Below are 13,453 nucleotides of genomic sequence, written 5' to 3'. Positions count from 1 at the left end.
GCATCGCCGACGCGATGGAACGCGCGGCCGCCGACCCCGACGTGAAGGTGGTGCGCCTCGGCGGTGCGGGCCGCGGCTTCTGTTCCGGTGCGGGCATCAGCGCCGACGACGTGTCGGACACCGGGGTCCCGCCGGACGAGATCGTGGTGGAGATAAACCGGTTGATCCGGGCGATCGCCGCGGCCCGCACCGCCGAGGCGCACCACCTTCACGTCGGGGTCGGCGGCCGCGCGTTCCATCGCGTCGGCGATGCCGGTAATCACCGGCAGGGTCAGCGAATTGAGGCTGTCGGCCCGATCGATGGTCACCGACAGCACGCCGCCGGACGACGTAACGGAAAGGCCTGCGACGGGGGTCGGGGTGTCGATCGCGGATTGCGCCATGGGCTCACCCTAAGTGACCGGGCTGCGCGCCGGTCCGGGGCGGCTGCGAAGATGCCAACTACAACGGGCGTCAGAGCAGACGAAAGGTCGGTAGATCGTGGCTGGACCGCTGAAGGGACTTCGGGTCGTCGAGTTGGCCGGCATCGGGCCGGGCCCGCACGCGGCGATGATCTTGGGGGATCTGGGCGCCGACGTGGTGCGCATCGATCGGCCATCGACCGGTCCCGGCGGCGTCGCGAAGGACGCCATGCTGCGCAACCGGCGCGTGGTGACCGTCGACCTCAAGTCCGACGAGGGACGTGCCCTCGTGCTCGAGCTCGTCGCCAAAGCCGACGTGTTGATCGAGGGCTTCCGCCCGGGCGTCACCGAGCGGCTCGGCCTCGGACCCGAGCAGTGCGCCGAGGTGAACGAGCGGCTGATCTACGCCCGGATGACCGGCTGGGGACAGTCCGGCCCGCGCAGTCAGCAAGCCGGCCACGACATCAACTACATCTCCCTCAATGGCATCCTGCACGCCATCGGCCGGGCAAACGAGCGGCCGGTGCCGCCGTTGAACCTGGTCGGCGACTTCGGCGGCGGCTCGATGTTCTTGTTGGTCGGCATCCTGTCCGCGCTGTGGGAGCGGCAGAACTCCGGCAGGGGCCAGGTGATCGACGCCGCGATGGTCGACGGGTCCAGCGTGCTGATCCAGATGATGTGGGCGATGCGTGGACTGGGCATGTGGTCGGACGTGCGGGGGACCAACATGCTCGACGGCGGCGCGCCCTATTACGACACCTATGAGTGCGCCGACGGGCGCTACGTCGCCGTTGGCGCCATCGAGCCGCAGTTCTACGCGGCCATGCTGGCCGGGCTGGGCCTGGACGCCGCCGATCTGCCGCCGCAGAACGACGTGAGCCGCTGGCCCGAGCTGCGTGGGGCGCTGACGGCGGCCTTCGCCGCTCACGACCGTGACCACTGGGCGAAGGTGTTCGCCGATTCCGACGCGTGCGTGACACCGGTGCTGGCGTTCGGCGAGGTGCACACCGAGCCGCACATCACCGAGCGGAACACGTTCTACGAAGCCGAGGGTGGTTTGCAGCCGTTGCCTGCGCCGCGGTTCTCCCGCACCACGCCCGACGTGCCGCGCCCTCCGGCCGCCCCGCTGGCCGACGTCGAAGCCGTGCTGAACGACTGGGTATAGTCGCCAACCAACTGGTTGGCTGGACGCAAGGGGAAGGACTCGCATGGAAATCAAGGACGCCGTAGCCGTCGTCACCGGGGGCGCCTCGGGGCTGGGCTTGGCCACCACCAAGCGGCTGCTGGACGCCGGGGCGCAGGTGGTGGTGATCGACCTGCGGGGCGAAGAGGCGGTCCAAGAGCTCGGCGAGCGCGCCCGCTTCGTGCAGGCCGACGTCACCGACGAGGCCGCCGTCAGCAAGGCGCTGGACACCGCCGAGTCGCTGGGCCCGGTGCGCATCAACGTCAATTGCGCCGGCATCGGCAACGCCATCAAGACGCTGTCCAAGGACGGCCCGTTTCCGCTGGACGCATTCAAGAAGGTGGTCGGGGTCAACCTGATCGGCACGTTCAACGTGCTGCGGCTGGCCGCCGAGCGCATCGCCAAAACCGAACCGGTCGGGGAAGAGCGTGGGGTGATCATCAACACCGCCTCGGTCGCCGCGTTCGAGGGCCAGATCGGCCAGGCGGCCTACTCGGCGTCCAAGGGCGGCGTGGTCGGCATGACGCTTCCGATCGCGCGCGACCTGTCGCGCGAGCTCATCCGCGTGGTGACCATCGCGCCGGGCTTGTTCAAGACTCCGCTGCTGGGTTCGCTGCCCGAGGAGGCGCAGAAGTCGCTGGGCAAGCAGGTTCCGCACCCGGCCCGGTTGGGTGATCCCGACGAGTACGGCGCGCTCGCGGTGCACATCATCGAAAACCCGATGCTCAACGGCGAGGTCATCCGCCTGGACGGCGCCATCCGGATGGCCCCTCGCTGAGGCCCCCAAACACGAAAGCCCCCCGCGACGAGCGGGGGGCTTTCGTAATGGAGCAAGAACTTATCGACGGAACCATCGACTGACGGCGGGTTCGGCCATCAACAGGCGTGCGAGCATGCTCATAGTCAGACCTCAGCTCGCCGCTTGCAGTTCGTCGAACTGCTCCGAGGTTTCGCCTTCCACCAGAACGTCGCCGTGGTAGAGGGCTTCGAAGTCAACCTTGATGACGTCGGCACTTGTGTCGTCGATCCACATGACACTGAGCGTATGGGCCACCATTAAGGAATCTTTGAGTCACGATTCGGAAAACCGTGGCAATTTACCGCCCGGTAGGTTGTAAGCGGACGACCGCGGCTTTTAGGCCCATGACCTGCTTAGTTGGCACACATTTTTCTGGCCGGACTCTTAGTGTCGCCGCGGTTTAAAAGCGCCGCATTGAACCGTGCGGCAGCCGCCCTACGTGCTTAAAGAGGAATCTGTTTGACGCGTGGAAACTAACGTTTGTTAAGTTGTCGCGGGTACGCCAGCGGCCAGCGTGATCAGCACCGGCGGCGGAAGGGCTCGACATGCTGCAGGGGATCGCCCGATTGGCTATCGCGGCGCCGCGCCGCATCATCGCGCTAGGTGTCCTGGTCTTCATCGCCGCCGCGATCTTCGGCATTCCCGTCGCCAAGAGCCTGTCGCCCGGGGGCTTCCAGGATCCGCACTCCGAGTCCGCCCATGCGATCCAGGTGTTGACCGACAAGTTCGGGCAAAGCGGTCAGCAGATGCTGATCCTGGTGACAGCGCCCGGGGGCACCGACAGCGGACAGGCCCGCGCCGTGGGGACCGACCTGGTCAACCAGCTGCAGAAGTCACCGTTGGTCTACAACGTGTCGTCCCCGTGGACGGTCCCACCCGAGGCGGCCGCCGACCTGATCAGCCGCGACGGCAAGTCGGGCCTGCTCGTGGTCAACCTCAAGGGCGGCGAGAACTACGCGCAGACCAACGCCCAGACCATTGCGGACCAGTTCATCCACGACCGTGACGGCGTGACCGTCAGCGCCGGCGGCGCGGCAATGCAGTACGCCCAGATCAACACGCAGAACCAGGCCGATCTGCTGGTGATGGAGATGATCGCGCTCCCGCTGAGCTTCCTGATCCTCATCTGGGTGTTCGGCGGGCTGCTGGCGGCGGCGTTGCCGATGGCGCTGGGCGCGCTGGCCGTCGTCGGTTCGATGACGGTGTTGCGGCTGATCACGTTCAGCACCGAAGTGTCGATCTTCGCGCTCAACCTGAGCACCGCGTTGGGCCTGGCGCTGGCCATCGACTACACACTGCTGATCGTCAGCCGCTACCGCGACGAGCTGGCCGAGGGCAGCGACCCGGAAGAGGCGCTGATCCGGACCATGGCGACCTCCGGGCGCACGGTGCTGTTCTCCGCGGTCACCGTGGCGTTGTCCATGTCGGCGACCGTGGCGTTCCCGATGTACTTCCTCAAGTCCTTCGCCTACGCGGGCGTGGCCACCGTGGCCTTCGTCGCGACCGCCTCGATCGTGATAACGCCGGCCGCCATCGTCCTGCTGGGCCCCCGGCTGGACGCGCTGGACGTGCGCCGGCTGCTGCGCCGGGTCTTCCGGCGCCCCGAGCCGGTGCACAAACCCGTCGAGCAGCTGTTCTGGTACCGGTCGAGCAAGCTGGTGATGCGCCGCTGGGCGCCGATCGGCCTGACCGTCGTCGCGTTGCTGCTCCTGCTCGGGCTGCCGTTCCTCGGCGTGAAATGGGGCTTCCCGGACGACCGGGTGCTGCCGCGTTCGACGTCGTCGCACCAGGTCGGTGATCGGCTGCGCAACGATTTCGCGGACGACTCCGCGACGTCCGTGCCGGTCGTCGTTCCCGACGCTCGCGGCCTGAGTCCGGCGGACCTCGACCGGTACGCCGCCGACTTGTCGCGGGTTCCCGACGTGTCGGACGTGGCGGCTCCGGGCGGGACGTTTGTCGGCGGGAACCGGACGGGACCGCCCGCGGGGGCCACCGGTCTGGCCGACGGCAGCGCCTTCCTGACCGTCGGCAGCGCGGCGCCGCTGTTCTCGCCGGCCAGCGACGCGCAGCTCAAACGGTTGCACGAGGTGCCCGGGCCGGCCGGCCGGGCCGTCGCGATGGGCGGCGTCGCCCAGGTCAACCGCGACAGCGTGGACGCGGTCACCGACCGGCTCCCACTGGTGCTCGGGTTGATGGCCGCCATCACGTTCGCGCTGCTGTTCTTGCTCACCGGCAGCGTGGTGCTGCCGGCCAAGGCGCTGGCGTGCAACGTCCTCTCGCTGACCGCGGCCTTCGGCGCGCTGGTGTGGATCTTCCAGGACGGGCATCTCGGCGCGCTCGGAACCACGCCGAGCGGGACGCTGGTCGCCAACATGCCGGTGCTGCTGTTCTGCATCGCCTTCGGGCTGTCCATGGACTACGAGGTGTTCCTGCTCTCGCGGATCCGCGAGTACTGGCTCGCGTCGGGGGCCGCTCGACCCGGACGGCCGACCCCGAAGGAGGCGCACGCCGCCAACGACGAGAGTGTCGCCCTCGGCGTCGCCCGTACCGGCCGGGTGATCACCGCGGCCGCCTTGGTGATGTCGATGTCGTTCGCGGCGCTGATCGCAGCCCACGTTTCTTTCATGCGGATGTTCGGCCTGGGCCTGACGCTCGCCGTGTTCGCCGACGCCACCCTGGTGCGGATGGTCGTGGTGCCCGCGTTCATGCATGTGATGGGCCGGTGGAATTGGTGGGCGCCCAGGCCGCTGGCCTGGCTGCACGATCGGTTCGGCATCAGTGAGGGCGGGGCCACCCACAGATATGTCGAGCCGGTCCCGCTCGACGGTGGCCCGGTAGCGGAGCCCGTGCCCCGCTGACGCGCCGATCGGTTCGTCGGCAAGACCCTATTGTGAGGCTCATCCGAGTCGGAAGGTTGACGTGTATGACAACGGCGGTGGACAACCCGTTCTTCGCGCGCATCTGGCCCGTCGTCGCCACCCATGAAACCGAGGTGATCCGGGCCCTTCGCCGGGAGAACCTATCGGGGTTGTCGGGGCGGGTGCTGGAGGTCGGTGCGGGCATCGGGACGAACTTTCCGCACTACCCGGAGTCGGTCCACGAGGTGGTCGCGGTCGAGCCCGAGCCGCGGCTGGCCGCCCAGGCGCGGGCGGCGGCGGACGTGGTGCCCGCCCGCGTCGTCGTGACGGGCGAGACGGCCGAAGGGTTCAGCGGCGGCGAGCAGTTCGACGCCGTGGTGTGCTCGCTGGTGTTGTGCTCCGTGCAGGATCCCGGCGGCGTGTTGCGACGCCTGTATTCGCTGCTGCGCCCGGGCGGAGAGCTGCGCTACCTCGAGCACGTGGCGAGCGCCGGAGCGCGGGGCCGCTTCCAGCGGATCGCCGACGCGACGCTGTGGCCCCGGTTGTTCGGCAACTGTCACACCCACCGCGACACCGAGCGCTCGATCATCGACGCGGGATTCGAAGTCGACGTCTCCCGGCGCGAGTTCACATTGCCCGCATGGGCGCCCATGCCGGTGTCGGAAATCCTGCTGGGCCGCGCCCGCAGGCCGTAATTCCCGCGCGGCTACTTCAATAGCGCGGGCAGCCGCTGCAGCAACCCCGGCAACGCCTGGCCGGCCGTTTCGCGGATGCTGATCGTGGCGTGCCTGGACAGCGGCGTGACCTCGGGATTGACCTCGATGACGGCCGTGCCGCGGGAGAGCGCCAGCTCGGCCAGCCCGGCCGCCGGATAGACGATCGCCGAGGTTCCGACGACCACCATCACGTCGGCGGCCTCGGTCGCCTCGACCGCGGACTGCCACGGCGCGTCGGGCAACGGCTCACCGAACCAGACGATGTCGGGCCGGATCAGGCCGCCGCAGTGACAGACCGGTGGCTCCACTTCCAGCATCGGTTCGGGCATCGCGGGCAGCGCGTCTGTGTAAGGCATACCGCAACGGTCGCAACGGAATTCGAACAGGCTGCCGTGCAGGTGATGAACCGGCATGCTGCCGGCGCGCTCGTGCAAGTCGTCGACGTTCTGGGTGATTACGCTGACTTCGGCGCCGTCTTGCCACGCGGCGATCGCGCGGTGCCCGGCGTTGGGCGCGACGTCGGCCACCAGATAGTGACGCCACAAGTACCAGCCCCACACCCGCTCGGGATTGTCGCGCCACCCCTGGGTGCTGGACAGCTCGTAGGGATCGAAGCGGGCCCACAACCCGTTCTTGTCGTCGCGGAAGGTCGGCACCCCGCTCTCCGCGGAGATCCCCGCGCCGCTCAGCACCGCTACTCGCATCCCACAAAGATAGCGGTGCTTGGGACATACTGAAGAGGTGGAGCTGCGGGATTTGCTGAAGGTCGACATGAAGGCGGGCAGGCCGCTGTTCGACCAGCTCAGGACCCAAGTCATCGACGGCGTTCGGGCCGGCGCGCTGCCGCCCGGTACCCGGCTCCCCACGGTGCGCGACCTGGCTGGCCAGCTGGGCGTCGCGGCCAACACCGTGGCCCGCGCCTATCGGGAACTCGAGTCCGCGGCGATCGTCGAAACCCGCGGGCGCTTCGGCACTTTCATCTCCCGCTTCGACCCGACCGACGCCGCGATGGCGGCCGCCGCCAAGGAATACGTCGAGGTGGCCCGGGCGCTGGGGCTGACGAAGTCCGACGCGATGCGCTACCTGACCAACGTGCCGGACGACTGAGCGCTCCGTCCTAACGCAACACCTTCGCCAGCGTGCGCAGATTGCGCGTCGTCGTCGACGACTTGTAGCGCGGCTTGCCCATCGTCTTGCCGATCGTGCTGTCCAAGGTGCCGCCCTTGGGCACTTGCCAATAGATGACGCCCGCGCCGCGGCCGATCCGCTCGTCGCGTCCGGTGGCCTCGCCGAGTGCGGCCAGTTCGTCGAGCGCCGCTTTGTCGGCGACGAACGTGACGTAGGACTGGTAGCCGTCGACCTCGGGCTCGAACGGGTAGGCCTCGACGATGGCGCGCACCGCCTTGAGGTCGTAGACGAGCACCCAGGCGTCGTAGCCGAAGTTCTCGCGTAGCGCGGCTTCGGCCTTCTTGCGCACCGCCGCGGCACCGGCGGACGACTCCAGCAGGACGTTGCCGCTGGCCAGGATTGTGCGCACGTCAGTGAATCCGGCGTCGGTCAAAGCGCGCGCCACCTCTGCCATTTTGAGGTTGACGCCGCCCACGTTGACGCCCCTCAGGAACGCCGCGTACTTGGTCATCATCCGATTTCACCAGGGCGGCCCGGGCCGACGCGATCCGGGACCGGCTGCTGGACGCGCGACGTAGGCTTTCTCCCATGGGACGCCAAGTCTTCGACGACAAGCTGCTGGCCGTGATCAGTGGAAACTCCCTCGGAGTACTGGCCACCATCAAACGCGACGGACGCCCGCAGTTGTCGAACGTGAGTTACCACTTCGACCCGCGCGACTTGGCCGTGCGGGTGTCGATCACCGAGCCGCGGGCCAAGACGCGCAACCTGCGCCGCGATCCGCGGGCGTCCATCCTGGTCGACGCGGACGACGGGTGGTCGTACGCGGTGGCCGAGGGCACGGCAACTCTGACGCCGCCCGCGGCCGCCCCCGGCGACGACACCGTCGAGGCGTTGATTGCCTTGTACCGCAACATCGCCGGCGAACACCCGGATTGGGACGAGTTCCGCGAGGCGATGGTCACCGATCGGCGGGTGCTACTGACCCTGCCGATCTCGCACGTGTACGGCATGCCGCCCGGAGTGCGGTAGCCGCCCGAATGCGGCGATCCCGGCTAGGCTGCCGGTATGGCTGAATCCAAGTCACCCGAGGCGCCGGAATCGGACGACGACAACAAGCGCAAGTTCCGTGAAGCCCTCGACCGCAAGATGGCCAAGTCGTCGGGTGGGTCCGACCCCAAGACTGGTGGTGGTAAGCAGACGCGCGCGCACGGTCCGGTGGAGAACCGCCGCGAATTCCGGCGCAAGAGCGGCTGACCGGCGGCCGTTGCATCCCAACGCTTTACGGCGGATTCAGCCTTCGAGCGGTGTGAAATGGCTGACCGAAGGGTCGGCCTGGCCCGGCTCGCCACGCACGCTGCCCCGGGTGCTGGGGTGTCCGAAGTTCACTTGGGACGGGTTGTTCTGGTAGGCCCAATCCGCCACGATGGTGCGTTCACGGAACTTCCAGCGGCCGTCGTGTTGGGTATAGCTGTCCAGGTACCGGCCGCCGATGATGACGTCGATGTCGTGGTCGGCCCCGGCGAAGGTGTGAAACACCAGGCAATAGATCTCACCGCGGGCCGTGCTGCCGTCGATCACGAAGTTCGTTGTGGTGATGTTGTGTTGGGAGACACGCACATACGGTTCCGCGGCCTGTAGCTGGGCGATGAACTGTTCGACGCCGCCCGAGGAGAACGAGCCGTGCGAGTCGGTCGCCTCGGGGTGGTACAGGCCGCGAAGCGCGTCATAGTCGGCGCGGTCGACGGCCCGGCAGTAGGCAGTGACGAGTTGATGCAGTTCGTCGCGGTCCAGCATCAGTGCCAAGCGGGCCTCATCCACCACCACGTCACCCAACTCCCTGGTCATTCGCCGGCCGTAAGCGCGTTTCTGATAGGTAGTCTCTCAACACATAGGTCATCGGTTTTAGGGTGTTCAGCGGAAAGGCTGGTCGTTGACGGTGAAACTTTGGCTCGCTCAAGATCCTGAGGCCGACGCGCTGCTGGACGACAATCCGTTGGCCCTGCTCATCGGGATGGTTCTTGATCAGCAGGTGCCGTTCGAGACGGCCTTCTCGGGGCCGAAGAAGATCGCGGACCGGATGGGCAGCTTCGGTGCTCATGAGATCGCCGAGTACGACCCCGACAAGTTCGCGGCGCTGTGTTCGGAAAAGCCTGCGATACACCGCTTTCCGGGGTCGATGGCCAAACGAATCCAGACCCTGGCCCAGATCATTGTGGACCGCTATGACGGCGATGCCGCCGGATTGTGGACCGCCGGGGACCCCAACGGCGAGGAGCTGCTGCGGCGAATCAAGGGGCTACCCGGTTTCGGCGAGGTCAAGGCGCAGATCTTCCTGGCTTTGTTGGGCAAGCAGTACGGCGTCACGGTCAAGGGCTGGCGCGCGGCGGCCGGGCAGTTCGGCAAGGAGGGCACGCACATCTCCGTCGCCGATATCGTCGACGCCCAATCGATGGGCAAAGTGCGTTCCTACAAGAAGCAGATGAAGGCGGCAGCCAAGGCTGCCAAGTAGTAAGTCACCAGAAGGGAAGGGCGGCAACGTGAAGACACACATAACGTGTCCGTGCGGGGAAGCCATCGTCGGCAAGGATGAGGACGAGCTGGTCGAGCTGACCCAGGCTCATCTCGCCAGCGATCATCCGGGTCTCGAATACGATCGCGACGCGATCCTGTTCATGGCGTACTAACTGTCTGACTAAACGCCGAGCGCGCGTGCCCCCGGGGGGGGGCACGCGCGCCCAGGGCAGGGAACAGTGCTGGCCCTACGGCACCACCGTGGAGCCGATCGTGGGCATGAACTGGCACTGTTTTTCCTTGGTGGTGACCTGCCCGAAAATGGTCGACATGATGCTGCCCGACCCGGTGTCGGCGATCGCGGTCAGCGTCGTCGGCCCGTCGCCGTTGATGTCGGTGCGCGGCTTGAGCGCGACCGTTCCCGATTTGCCCGTGGTCAGGTTGACCCACGTGACGTTCAGCGGCAGCTTCTGCACCTCGGCCGGCCCGGGGGTCCCGACGGCGGTGAACACGTAGGCGGTCTGCCCGGGGCCGGGCCCGGGGGTCGGGATCTTCGCCGGGCCCGCCACCGACAGCGCGGTGGCGATCGCGCTGGTGCCGTCCGCCAGGCAATTGGTGCCGATCGAGGGGTACATGAAGTCCTGCGTGGGCGGAGCGTCCGGGCCGAATCCCGGCGCCGCGGCCGGTGCCGCGGCGGGTGCAGGGGCGGCGGCCGGTGCAGCTTCGGCCGGCGCGGGAGGCGCCGGCACGGGTGCCGCGACGGGTGCGACGGTGGCCGGCGCGGAAGCCGGCGGAGCCGCCACCGGTCCCGGGCCGGCGGCGTGTACCGGGTCGATGCCGGCGGGCAGGTGTGACTGGGCGCCCGCTTCGGCGCCCGCGGCCGGCGGGGCCGCGGCCGGTCCCGGGCCGGCGGCGTGTGCCGGGTCGATGCCGGCGGGCAGGTGCGACTGCGCGCCGGGTTCGACGCCCGCCGCAGGGACGTGCGGCACCGGCGAACCGTCCGGGAAAGCTGTTCCGGGTCCGGTGGCCGGCGAGCCCGGCTGGGCCAGGAATTGATTCACCGACTGGGCGACGTTCCGAGACTCGGTCGGCGCACCCTGGTTGTTGCTGAAGGCCTGCGCCGCCGCCATGAGCAGCTGTGTCGCCTGCCCGGGGTTGGTGGCCGCCTGCTGAATGATCGGGCTCAGCTGCGATAGCGCCGGCAGGCCCGGGAGTTCTTGAGTCGAGTTAGGTTGCGGTGTCGCCGGTTCGGCTGCCGCGCTCGGGCAGAACCCGAACGCGGCAGCCGATGCCGTCACGACAGCGGCCAATCCTTTGGACAGATTCCAAGTGGTTGCCACGGTGTGTCCTCCGGTCAGTAGGGGGTGGCTTTGCTGTCGGGCTAACTACTCAGGGCAGGGCGGCGAGCAGCGGCGCTACCGGGTTGGCCCCGGTTGCCGGTGCGGCCGGTGCGGCCGGCGCCGCCGCCGGCGCCGCCGGAGCCCCGGCCAGTGCCGGCAGGTCCTGCGGCAGGGTCATCTGCGCGGGCATGTTGACCGGCAGATTGGGCAGGAACGCCGGCATGTCGACCTTCGCCTGCGGAATCTGCGGGGTCGGCGGGGTGGCGGGGGCGGTCGGCGTCGACAGCCCCGGGATGGCCGGGAGTCCGGGGATGGACGACGTGGCCGGTGCGGCGGGCGCCGCGGGTGCCGTCTGTCCCAGGCCCGGGATCAACCCCTGCAGGCCCTGCGTGGCCGCCGGGGCAGACGGCGCGGAGGGCGTCGCCGCCTGCGTCAACCCGGGAATCGAGGGGATGCTCGACGCGGGATTCGCCGGTGACGTTGCGGCGGCCGACGGAACTCCCGGGAAGGTGATGCCCGGAGCGGCCGGCGCCGACGGCGGGGTCGCGCCCAGGGCGGTAGCGAGGTTTTGCAGGATTTGGGGCGCGTTGGCCGCCGAACTGATCAGCTGCTGCGGAATGTTCGGAATCGGCGGAGCCGGCACGGGGTCGGCGTGGGCGATACCGCCCGTGAGTAGGGCTGCGGACGAACCGACGACGACCGCCGCGGCACGCATGTAAGTCCAGATGGTTGGCATGACTCTCCCTGGTTGTGGAAAACGGGTCCGCCGCCGAAGTTACGTTGATACTGATGGGACTCAAGTGACACGTGTGGCATTTATTTGATCGTTATTGATACGTGTGGCGGCGGTGACCGAACGCCCGGCGACCAGGACCGTTGGCGGTGACGGGGTCCACCGGTGCCGCTCAGGCCGCCTCGATCGCTAAAGTCGGGCGCATAGACACCACTTCGGCCACCCCGGCGGCACCCCCGCGCCGGCGATTCGCGAGTCTGCTTCGGGCGGCGGCACCCGCGCTCCTGGTCGCCAGCGTCGCCGCGCGACTCGGCTGGACATATCTGTCGCCCCACGGTGCAAACTTCGTCGACCTGCACGTTTACCTCGGCGGCGCCGCCGCGCTCGACCATGCCGGCACGCTGTACAGCTACGTCTACGCCGATCAGACGCCGGACTTCCCGCTGCCGTTCACCTATCCGCCGTTCGCGGCGGTCGTCTTCTACCCGCTGAGCCTGCTGCCCTTCGGCCTGGTCGCCTTCGCGTGGCAGATCGCGACGATGGCCGCGCTGTACGGTGCGATCCGGATCAGCCAGCGGTTGATCGGCGTGGCGCCCGGCGGCGAGGGCCGCCGCATGGCCATGGCGTGGACCGCCGTCACGATCTGGATCGAGCCGCTGCGCAGCACATTCGACTACGGGCAGGTCAACGTGTTGCTGATGCTGGGGGTGCTGTGGGCGGTGCTGACGACGCGCTGGTGGCTGTCGGGCCTGCTGGTCGGCGTCGCGGCCGGAATCAAGCTGACGCCCGCGATCTCCGGTGTCTACCTGCTCGGTGTGCGGCGATGGGCCGCGGCGGCCTTCTCCTTCGTGGTCTTCGTCGCCACCATCGGCGTGTCGGCACTGGTGGTCGGGGACCAGACCCGTTACTACTTCACCAAGCTGCTGGGCGACGCGCATCGCGTGGGCCCCATCGCCACATCGATCAATCAATCCTGGCGCGGCGGCATCTCCCGGATCCTCGGTCACGACGCCGGTTTCGGCCCGCCGGTCCTGGCCGCCATCGCCGTCACCGTGGTGCTGGCCGTGCTGGCCTGGCGGGCGCTGGACCCGTCCGACCGGCTGGGCAAGTTGCTGGTGGTCGAGTTGTTCGGGCTGCTGCTATCGCCGATTTCGTGGACTCACCACTGGGTGTGGCTGGTGCCGCTGATGATCTGGGCGATTCATGGACCGCTGCGCGAGCGGCGCGGCGCCCGGATCGTGGGCTGGGGCTGGCTGGCGCTGACCATCGTCGGCGTGCCATGGCTGCTGCTCTACGCTCAGCCGACCATCTGGCAGACCAGCCGGCCGTGGTATTTGGCGTGGGCCGGCCTGATCTACATCGTGGCGGCGATGGCGACGTTGACCTGGGTCGCCGCCGCGGGCCGATCTCCCGAACGTCACGCTGGCGTGACTGCCGCCGCCGAACGTCACGCCGGAGTGACGGTCGAGGACGGGGCGGCGGACTAACTCCCGACGATCCCGTCGATGTCGTGCGCCATGGCCACGTCCTTCTCGGTTATGCCCCCTTCGGAGTGCGTGACCAGAGCGAAAGTAACCGTCCGCCAACGGATATCAATATCCGGGTGATGGTCCTTGCTCTCCGCGTGCTCGCCGACCCGGCGCACCGCGTCGATGCCGGCGAGGAAACTCGGGAACTTGATCGACCGGCGCAGCGCGCCGTCGGCACGTTCCCATCCGTTGAGATCGGGCAGTGCGGCGTCGACCTGCTCATCCGTTAACACAGCCATCTCTCGACCGTAT

Annotated in this window: 17 protein-coding genes and 1 pseudogene; 10 read left to right on the top strand and 8 right to left on the bottom strand. The window is 68.4% G+C overall.

All coding sequences use genetic code 11. The features are described 5' to 3' along the window. A pseudogene (locus tag A5756_RS26455) lies at positions 1-383 on the bottom strand (hypothetical protein); the annotation flags it as partial. A gap of 97 nt (positions 384-480) precedes the next feature. Here A5756_RS26455 and A5756_RS09970 point away from each other — a divergent pair. Further along, positions 481-1,566 carry a CaiB/BaiF CoA-transferase family protein gene (locus A5756_RS09970; RefSeq protein ID WP_066951570.1) on the top strand — a complete coding sequence of 362 codons (1,086 nt, stop codon included), beginning with the start codon at positions 481-483 and terminating at the stop codon, positions 1,564-1,566. Between the two features lie 43 nt (positions 1,567-1,609). Continuing rightward, positions 1,610-2,362 (top strand): 3-hydroxyacyl-CoA dehydrogenase, encoded by a 753-nt coding sequence (locus A5756_RS09965; RefSeq protein WP_066951567.1) that lies wholly within the window; start codon positions 1,610-1,612, stop codon positions 2,360-2,362. A 132-nt stretch (positions 2,363-2,494) separates the two neighbouring features. Here A5756_RS09965 and A5756_RS26620 read toward each other — a convergent pair whose 3' ends face one another. Beyond that, complete coding sequence (locus tag A5756_RS26620) at positions 2,495-2,617, bottom strand: hypothetical protein (RefSeq protein ID WP_003878506.1); 123 nt, start codon at positions 2,615-2,617, stop codon at positions 2,495-2,497. A 311-nt stretch (positions 2,618-2,928) separates the two neighbouring features. Here A5756_RS26620 and A5756_RS09960 point away from each other — a divergent pair, with 311 nt between their 5' ends. Beyond that, on the top strand, positions 2,929-5,241 hold the full coding sequence (locus A5756_RS09960) for an MMPL family transporter (RefSeq protein WP_066951563.1): 2,313 nt from the start codon (positions 2,929-2,931) through the stop codon (positions 5,239-5,241). Between the two features lie 65 nt (positions 5,242-5,306). After that, the gene (locus A5756_RS09955) at positions 5,307-5,936 is read left to right on the top strand and encodes a class I SAM-dependent methyltransferase (RefSeq protein ID WP_066951561.1); all 630 of its coding nucleotides are present in this window, start codon (positions 5,307-5,309) and stop codon (positions 5,934-5,936) included. Between the two features lie 11 nt (positions 5,937-5,947). Here A5756_RS09955 and A5756_RS09950 read toward each other — a convergent pair whose 3' ends face one another. Next, entirely contained in the window at positions 5,948-6,661 is a 714-nt protein-coding gene (locus tag A5756_RS09950; RefSeq protein WP_066951559.1) for an NAD-dependent deacylase, read from the bottom strand. Positions 6,662-6,698: 37 nt separating this feature from the next. On the opposite strand from A5756_RS09950, the gene A5756_RS09945 reads away from it, so the two are divergent. Then, positions 6,699-7,064, top strand: a complete 366-nt coding sequence (locus A5756_RS09945) for a GntR family transcriptional regulator (protein WP_066951550.1) — start codon at positions 6,699-6,701, stop codon at positions 7,062-7,064. Positions 7,065-7,074: 10 nt separating this feature from the next. Here A5756_RS09945 and A5756_RS09940 read toward each other — a convergent pair whose 3' ends face one another. Then, entirely contained in the window at positions 7,075-7,596 is a 522-nt protein-coding gene (locus A5756_RS09940; RefSeq protein WP_066951590.1) for a DUF1697 domain-containing protein, read from the bottom strand. Between the two features lie 77 nt (positions 7,597-7,673). On the opposite strand from A5756_RS09940, the gene A5756_RS09935 reads away from it, so the two are divergent. Continuing rightward, positions 7,674-8,117, top strand: a complete 444-nt coding sequence (locus A5756_RS09935; RefSeq protein WP_066951545.1) for a PPOX class F420-dependent oxidoreductase — start codon at positions 7,674-7,676, stop codon at positions 8,115-8,117. 36 nt (positions 8,118-8,153) lie between these two features. Next, complete coding sequence (locus A5756_RS09930; protein WP_066951543.1) at positions 8,154-8,342, top strand: DUF5302 domain-containing protein; 189 nt, start codon at positions 8,154-8,156, stop codon at positions 8,340-8,342. A 36-nt stretch (positions 8,343-8,378) separates the two neighbouring features. On the opposite strand, the gene A5756_RS09925 is transcribed toward A5756_RS09930, so the two are convergent. After that, on the bottom strand, positions 8,379-8,912 hold the full coding sequence (locus A5756_RS09925; RefSeq protein WP_066951587.1) for a nuclear transport factor 2 family protein: 534 nt from the start codon (positions 8,910-8,912) through the stop codon (positions 8,379-8,381). A gap of 112 nt (positions 8,913-9,024) precedes the next feature. On the opposite strand from A5756_RS09925, the gene A5756_RS09920 reads away from it, so the two are divergent. Both A5756_RS09920 and A5756_RS09915 read left to right on the top strand, forming a co-directional pair. Further along, on the top strand, positions 9,025-9,597 hold the full coding sequence (locus A5756_RS09920) for an HhH-GPD-type base excision DNA repair protein (protein WP_066951540.1): 573 nt from the start codon (positions 9,025-9,027) through the stop codon (positions 9,595-9,597). 28 nt (positions 9,598-9,625) lie between these two features. Then, a complete protein-coding gene (locus A5756_RS09915; RefSeq protein WP_066951537.1) occupies positions 9,626-9,772 on the top strand; it encodes a DUF1059 domain-containing protein in 147 nt (48 codons plus the stop codon). A gap of 75 nt (positions 9,773-9,847) precedes the next feature. Here the strand turns inward: A5756_RS09915 and A5756_RS09910 are convergent, their stop codons facing one another. Then, complete coding sequence (locus A5756_RS09910; protein WP_066951528.1) at positions 9,848-10,939, bottom strand: hypothetical protein; 1,092 nt, start codon at positions 10,937-10,939, stop codon at positions 9,848-9,850. Between the two features lie 49 nt (positions 10,940-10,988). Continuing rightward, entirely contained in the window at positions 10,989-11,675 is a 687-nt protein-coding gene (locus tag A5756_RS09905; RefSeq protein ID WP_066951525.1) for a hypothetical protein, read from the bottom strand. Between the two features lie 146 nt (positions 11,676-11,821). On the opposite strand from A5756_RS09905, the gene A5756_RS09900 reads away from it, so the two are divergent. Further along, positions 11,822-13,159, top strand: a complete 1,338-nt coding sequence (locus A5756_RS09900; protein WP_066951522.1) for a mannosyltransferase — start codon at positions 11,822-11,824, stop codon at positions 13,157-13,159. Here A5756_RS09900 and A5756_RS09895 read toward each other — a convergent pair. Further along, positions 13,156-13,440 carry a 4a-hydroxytetrahydrobiopterin dehydratase gene (locus A5756_RS09895; protein ID WP_066951520.1) on the bottom strand — a complete coding sequence of 95 codons (285 nt, stop codon included), beginning with the start codon at positions 13,438-13,440 and terminating at the stop codon, positions 13,156-13,158. The two genes, A5756_RS09900 and A5756_RS09895, sit on opposite strands and share 4 nt — an antisense overlap. Positions 13,441-13,453 lie beyond the last annotated feature (13 nt).

Source organism: Mycobacterium sp. 852002-53434_SCH5985345 (assembly GCF_001667155.1).
In the GTDB taxonomy this organism is placed as follows: Bacteria; Actinomycetota; Actinomycetes; order Mycobacteriales; family Mycobacteriaceae; genus Mycobacterium.
This window is presented reverse-complemented; position numbering and strand designations above follow the sequence as displayed.

Coding starts and splice junctions, on each gene's coding strand:
- A5756_RS09965 (WP_066951567.1), top strand. CDS start 1,610: ATGGAAATCAAGGACGCCGTAGCCGTCGTCACCGGGGGCGCCTCGGGG.
- A5756_RS26620 (WP_003878506.1), bottom strand. CDS start 2,617: ATGTGGATCGACGACACAAGTGCCGACGTCATCAAGGTTGACTTCGAA.
- A5756_RS09960 (WP_066951563.1), top strand. CDS start 2,929: ATGCTGCAGGGGATCGCCCGATTGGCTATCGCGGCGCCGCGCCGCATC.
- A5756_RS09955 (WP_066951561.1), top strand. CDS start 5,307: ATGACAACGGCGGTGGACAACCCGTTCTTCGCGCGCATCTGGCCCGTC.
- A5756_RS09950 (WP_066951559.1), bottom strand. CDS start 6,661: ATGCGAGTAGCGGTGCTGAGCGGCGCGGGGATCTCCGCGGAGAGCGGG.
- A5756_RS09940 (WP_066951590.1), bottom strand. CDS start 7,596: ATGACCAAGTACGCGGCGTTCCTGAGGGGCGTCAACGTGGGCGGCGTC.
- A5756_RS09935 (WP_066951545.1), top strand. CDS start 7,674: ATGGGACGCCAAGTCTTCGACGACAAGCTGCTGGCCGTGATCAGTGGA.
- A5756_RS09930 (WP_066951543.1), top strand. CDS start 8,154: ATGGCTGAATCCAAGTCACCCGAGGCGCCGGAATCGGACGACGACAAC.
- A5756_RS09905 (WP_066951525.1), bottom strand. CDS start 11,675: ATGCCAACCATCTGGACTTACATGCGTGCCGCGGCGGTCGTCGTCGGT.
- A5756_RS09895 (WP_066951520.1), bottom strand. CDS start 13,440: ATGGCTGTGTTAACGGATGAGCAGGTCGACGCCGCACTGCCCGATCTC.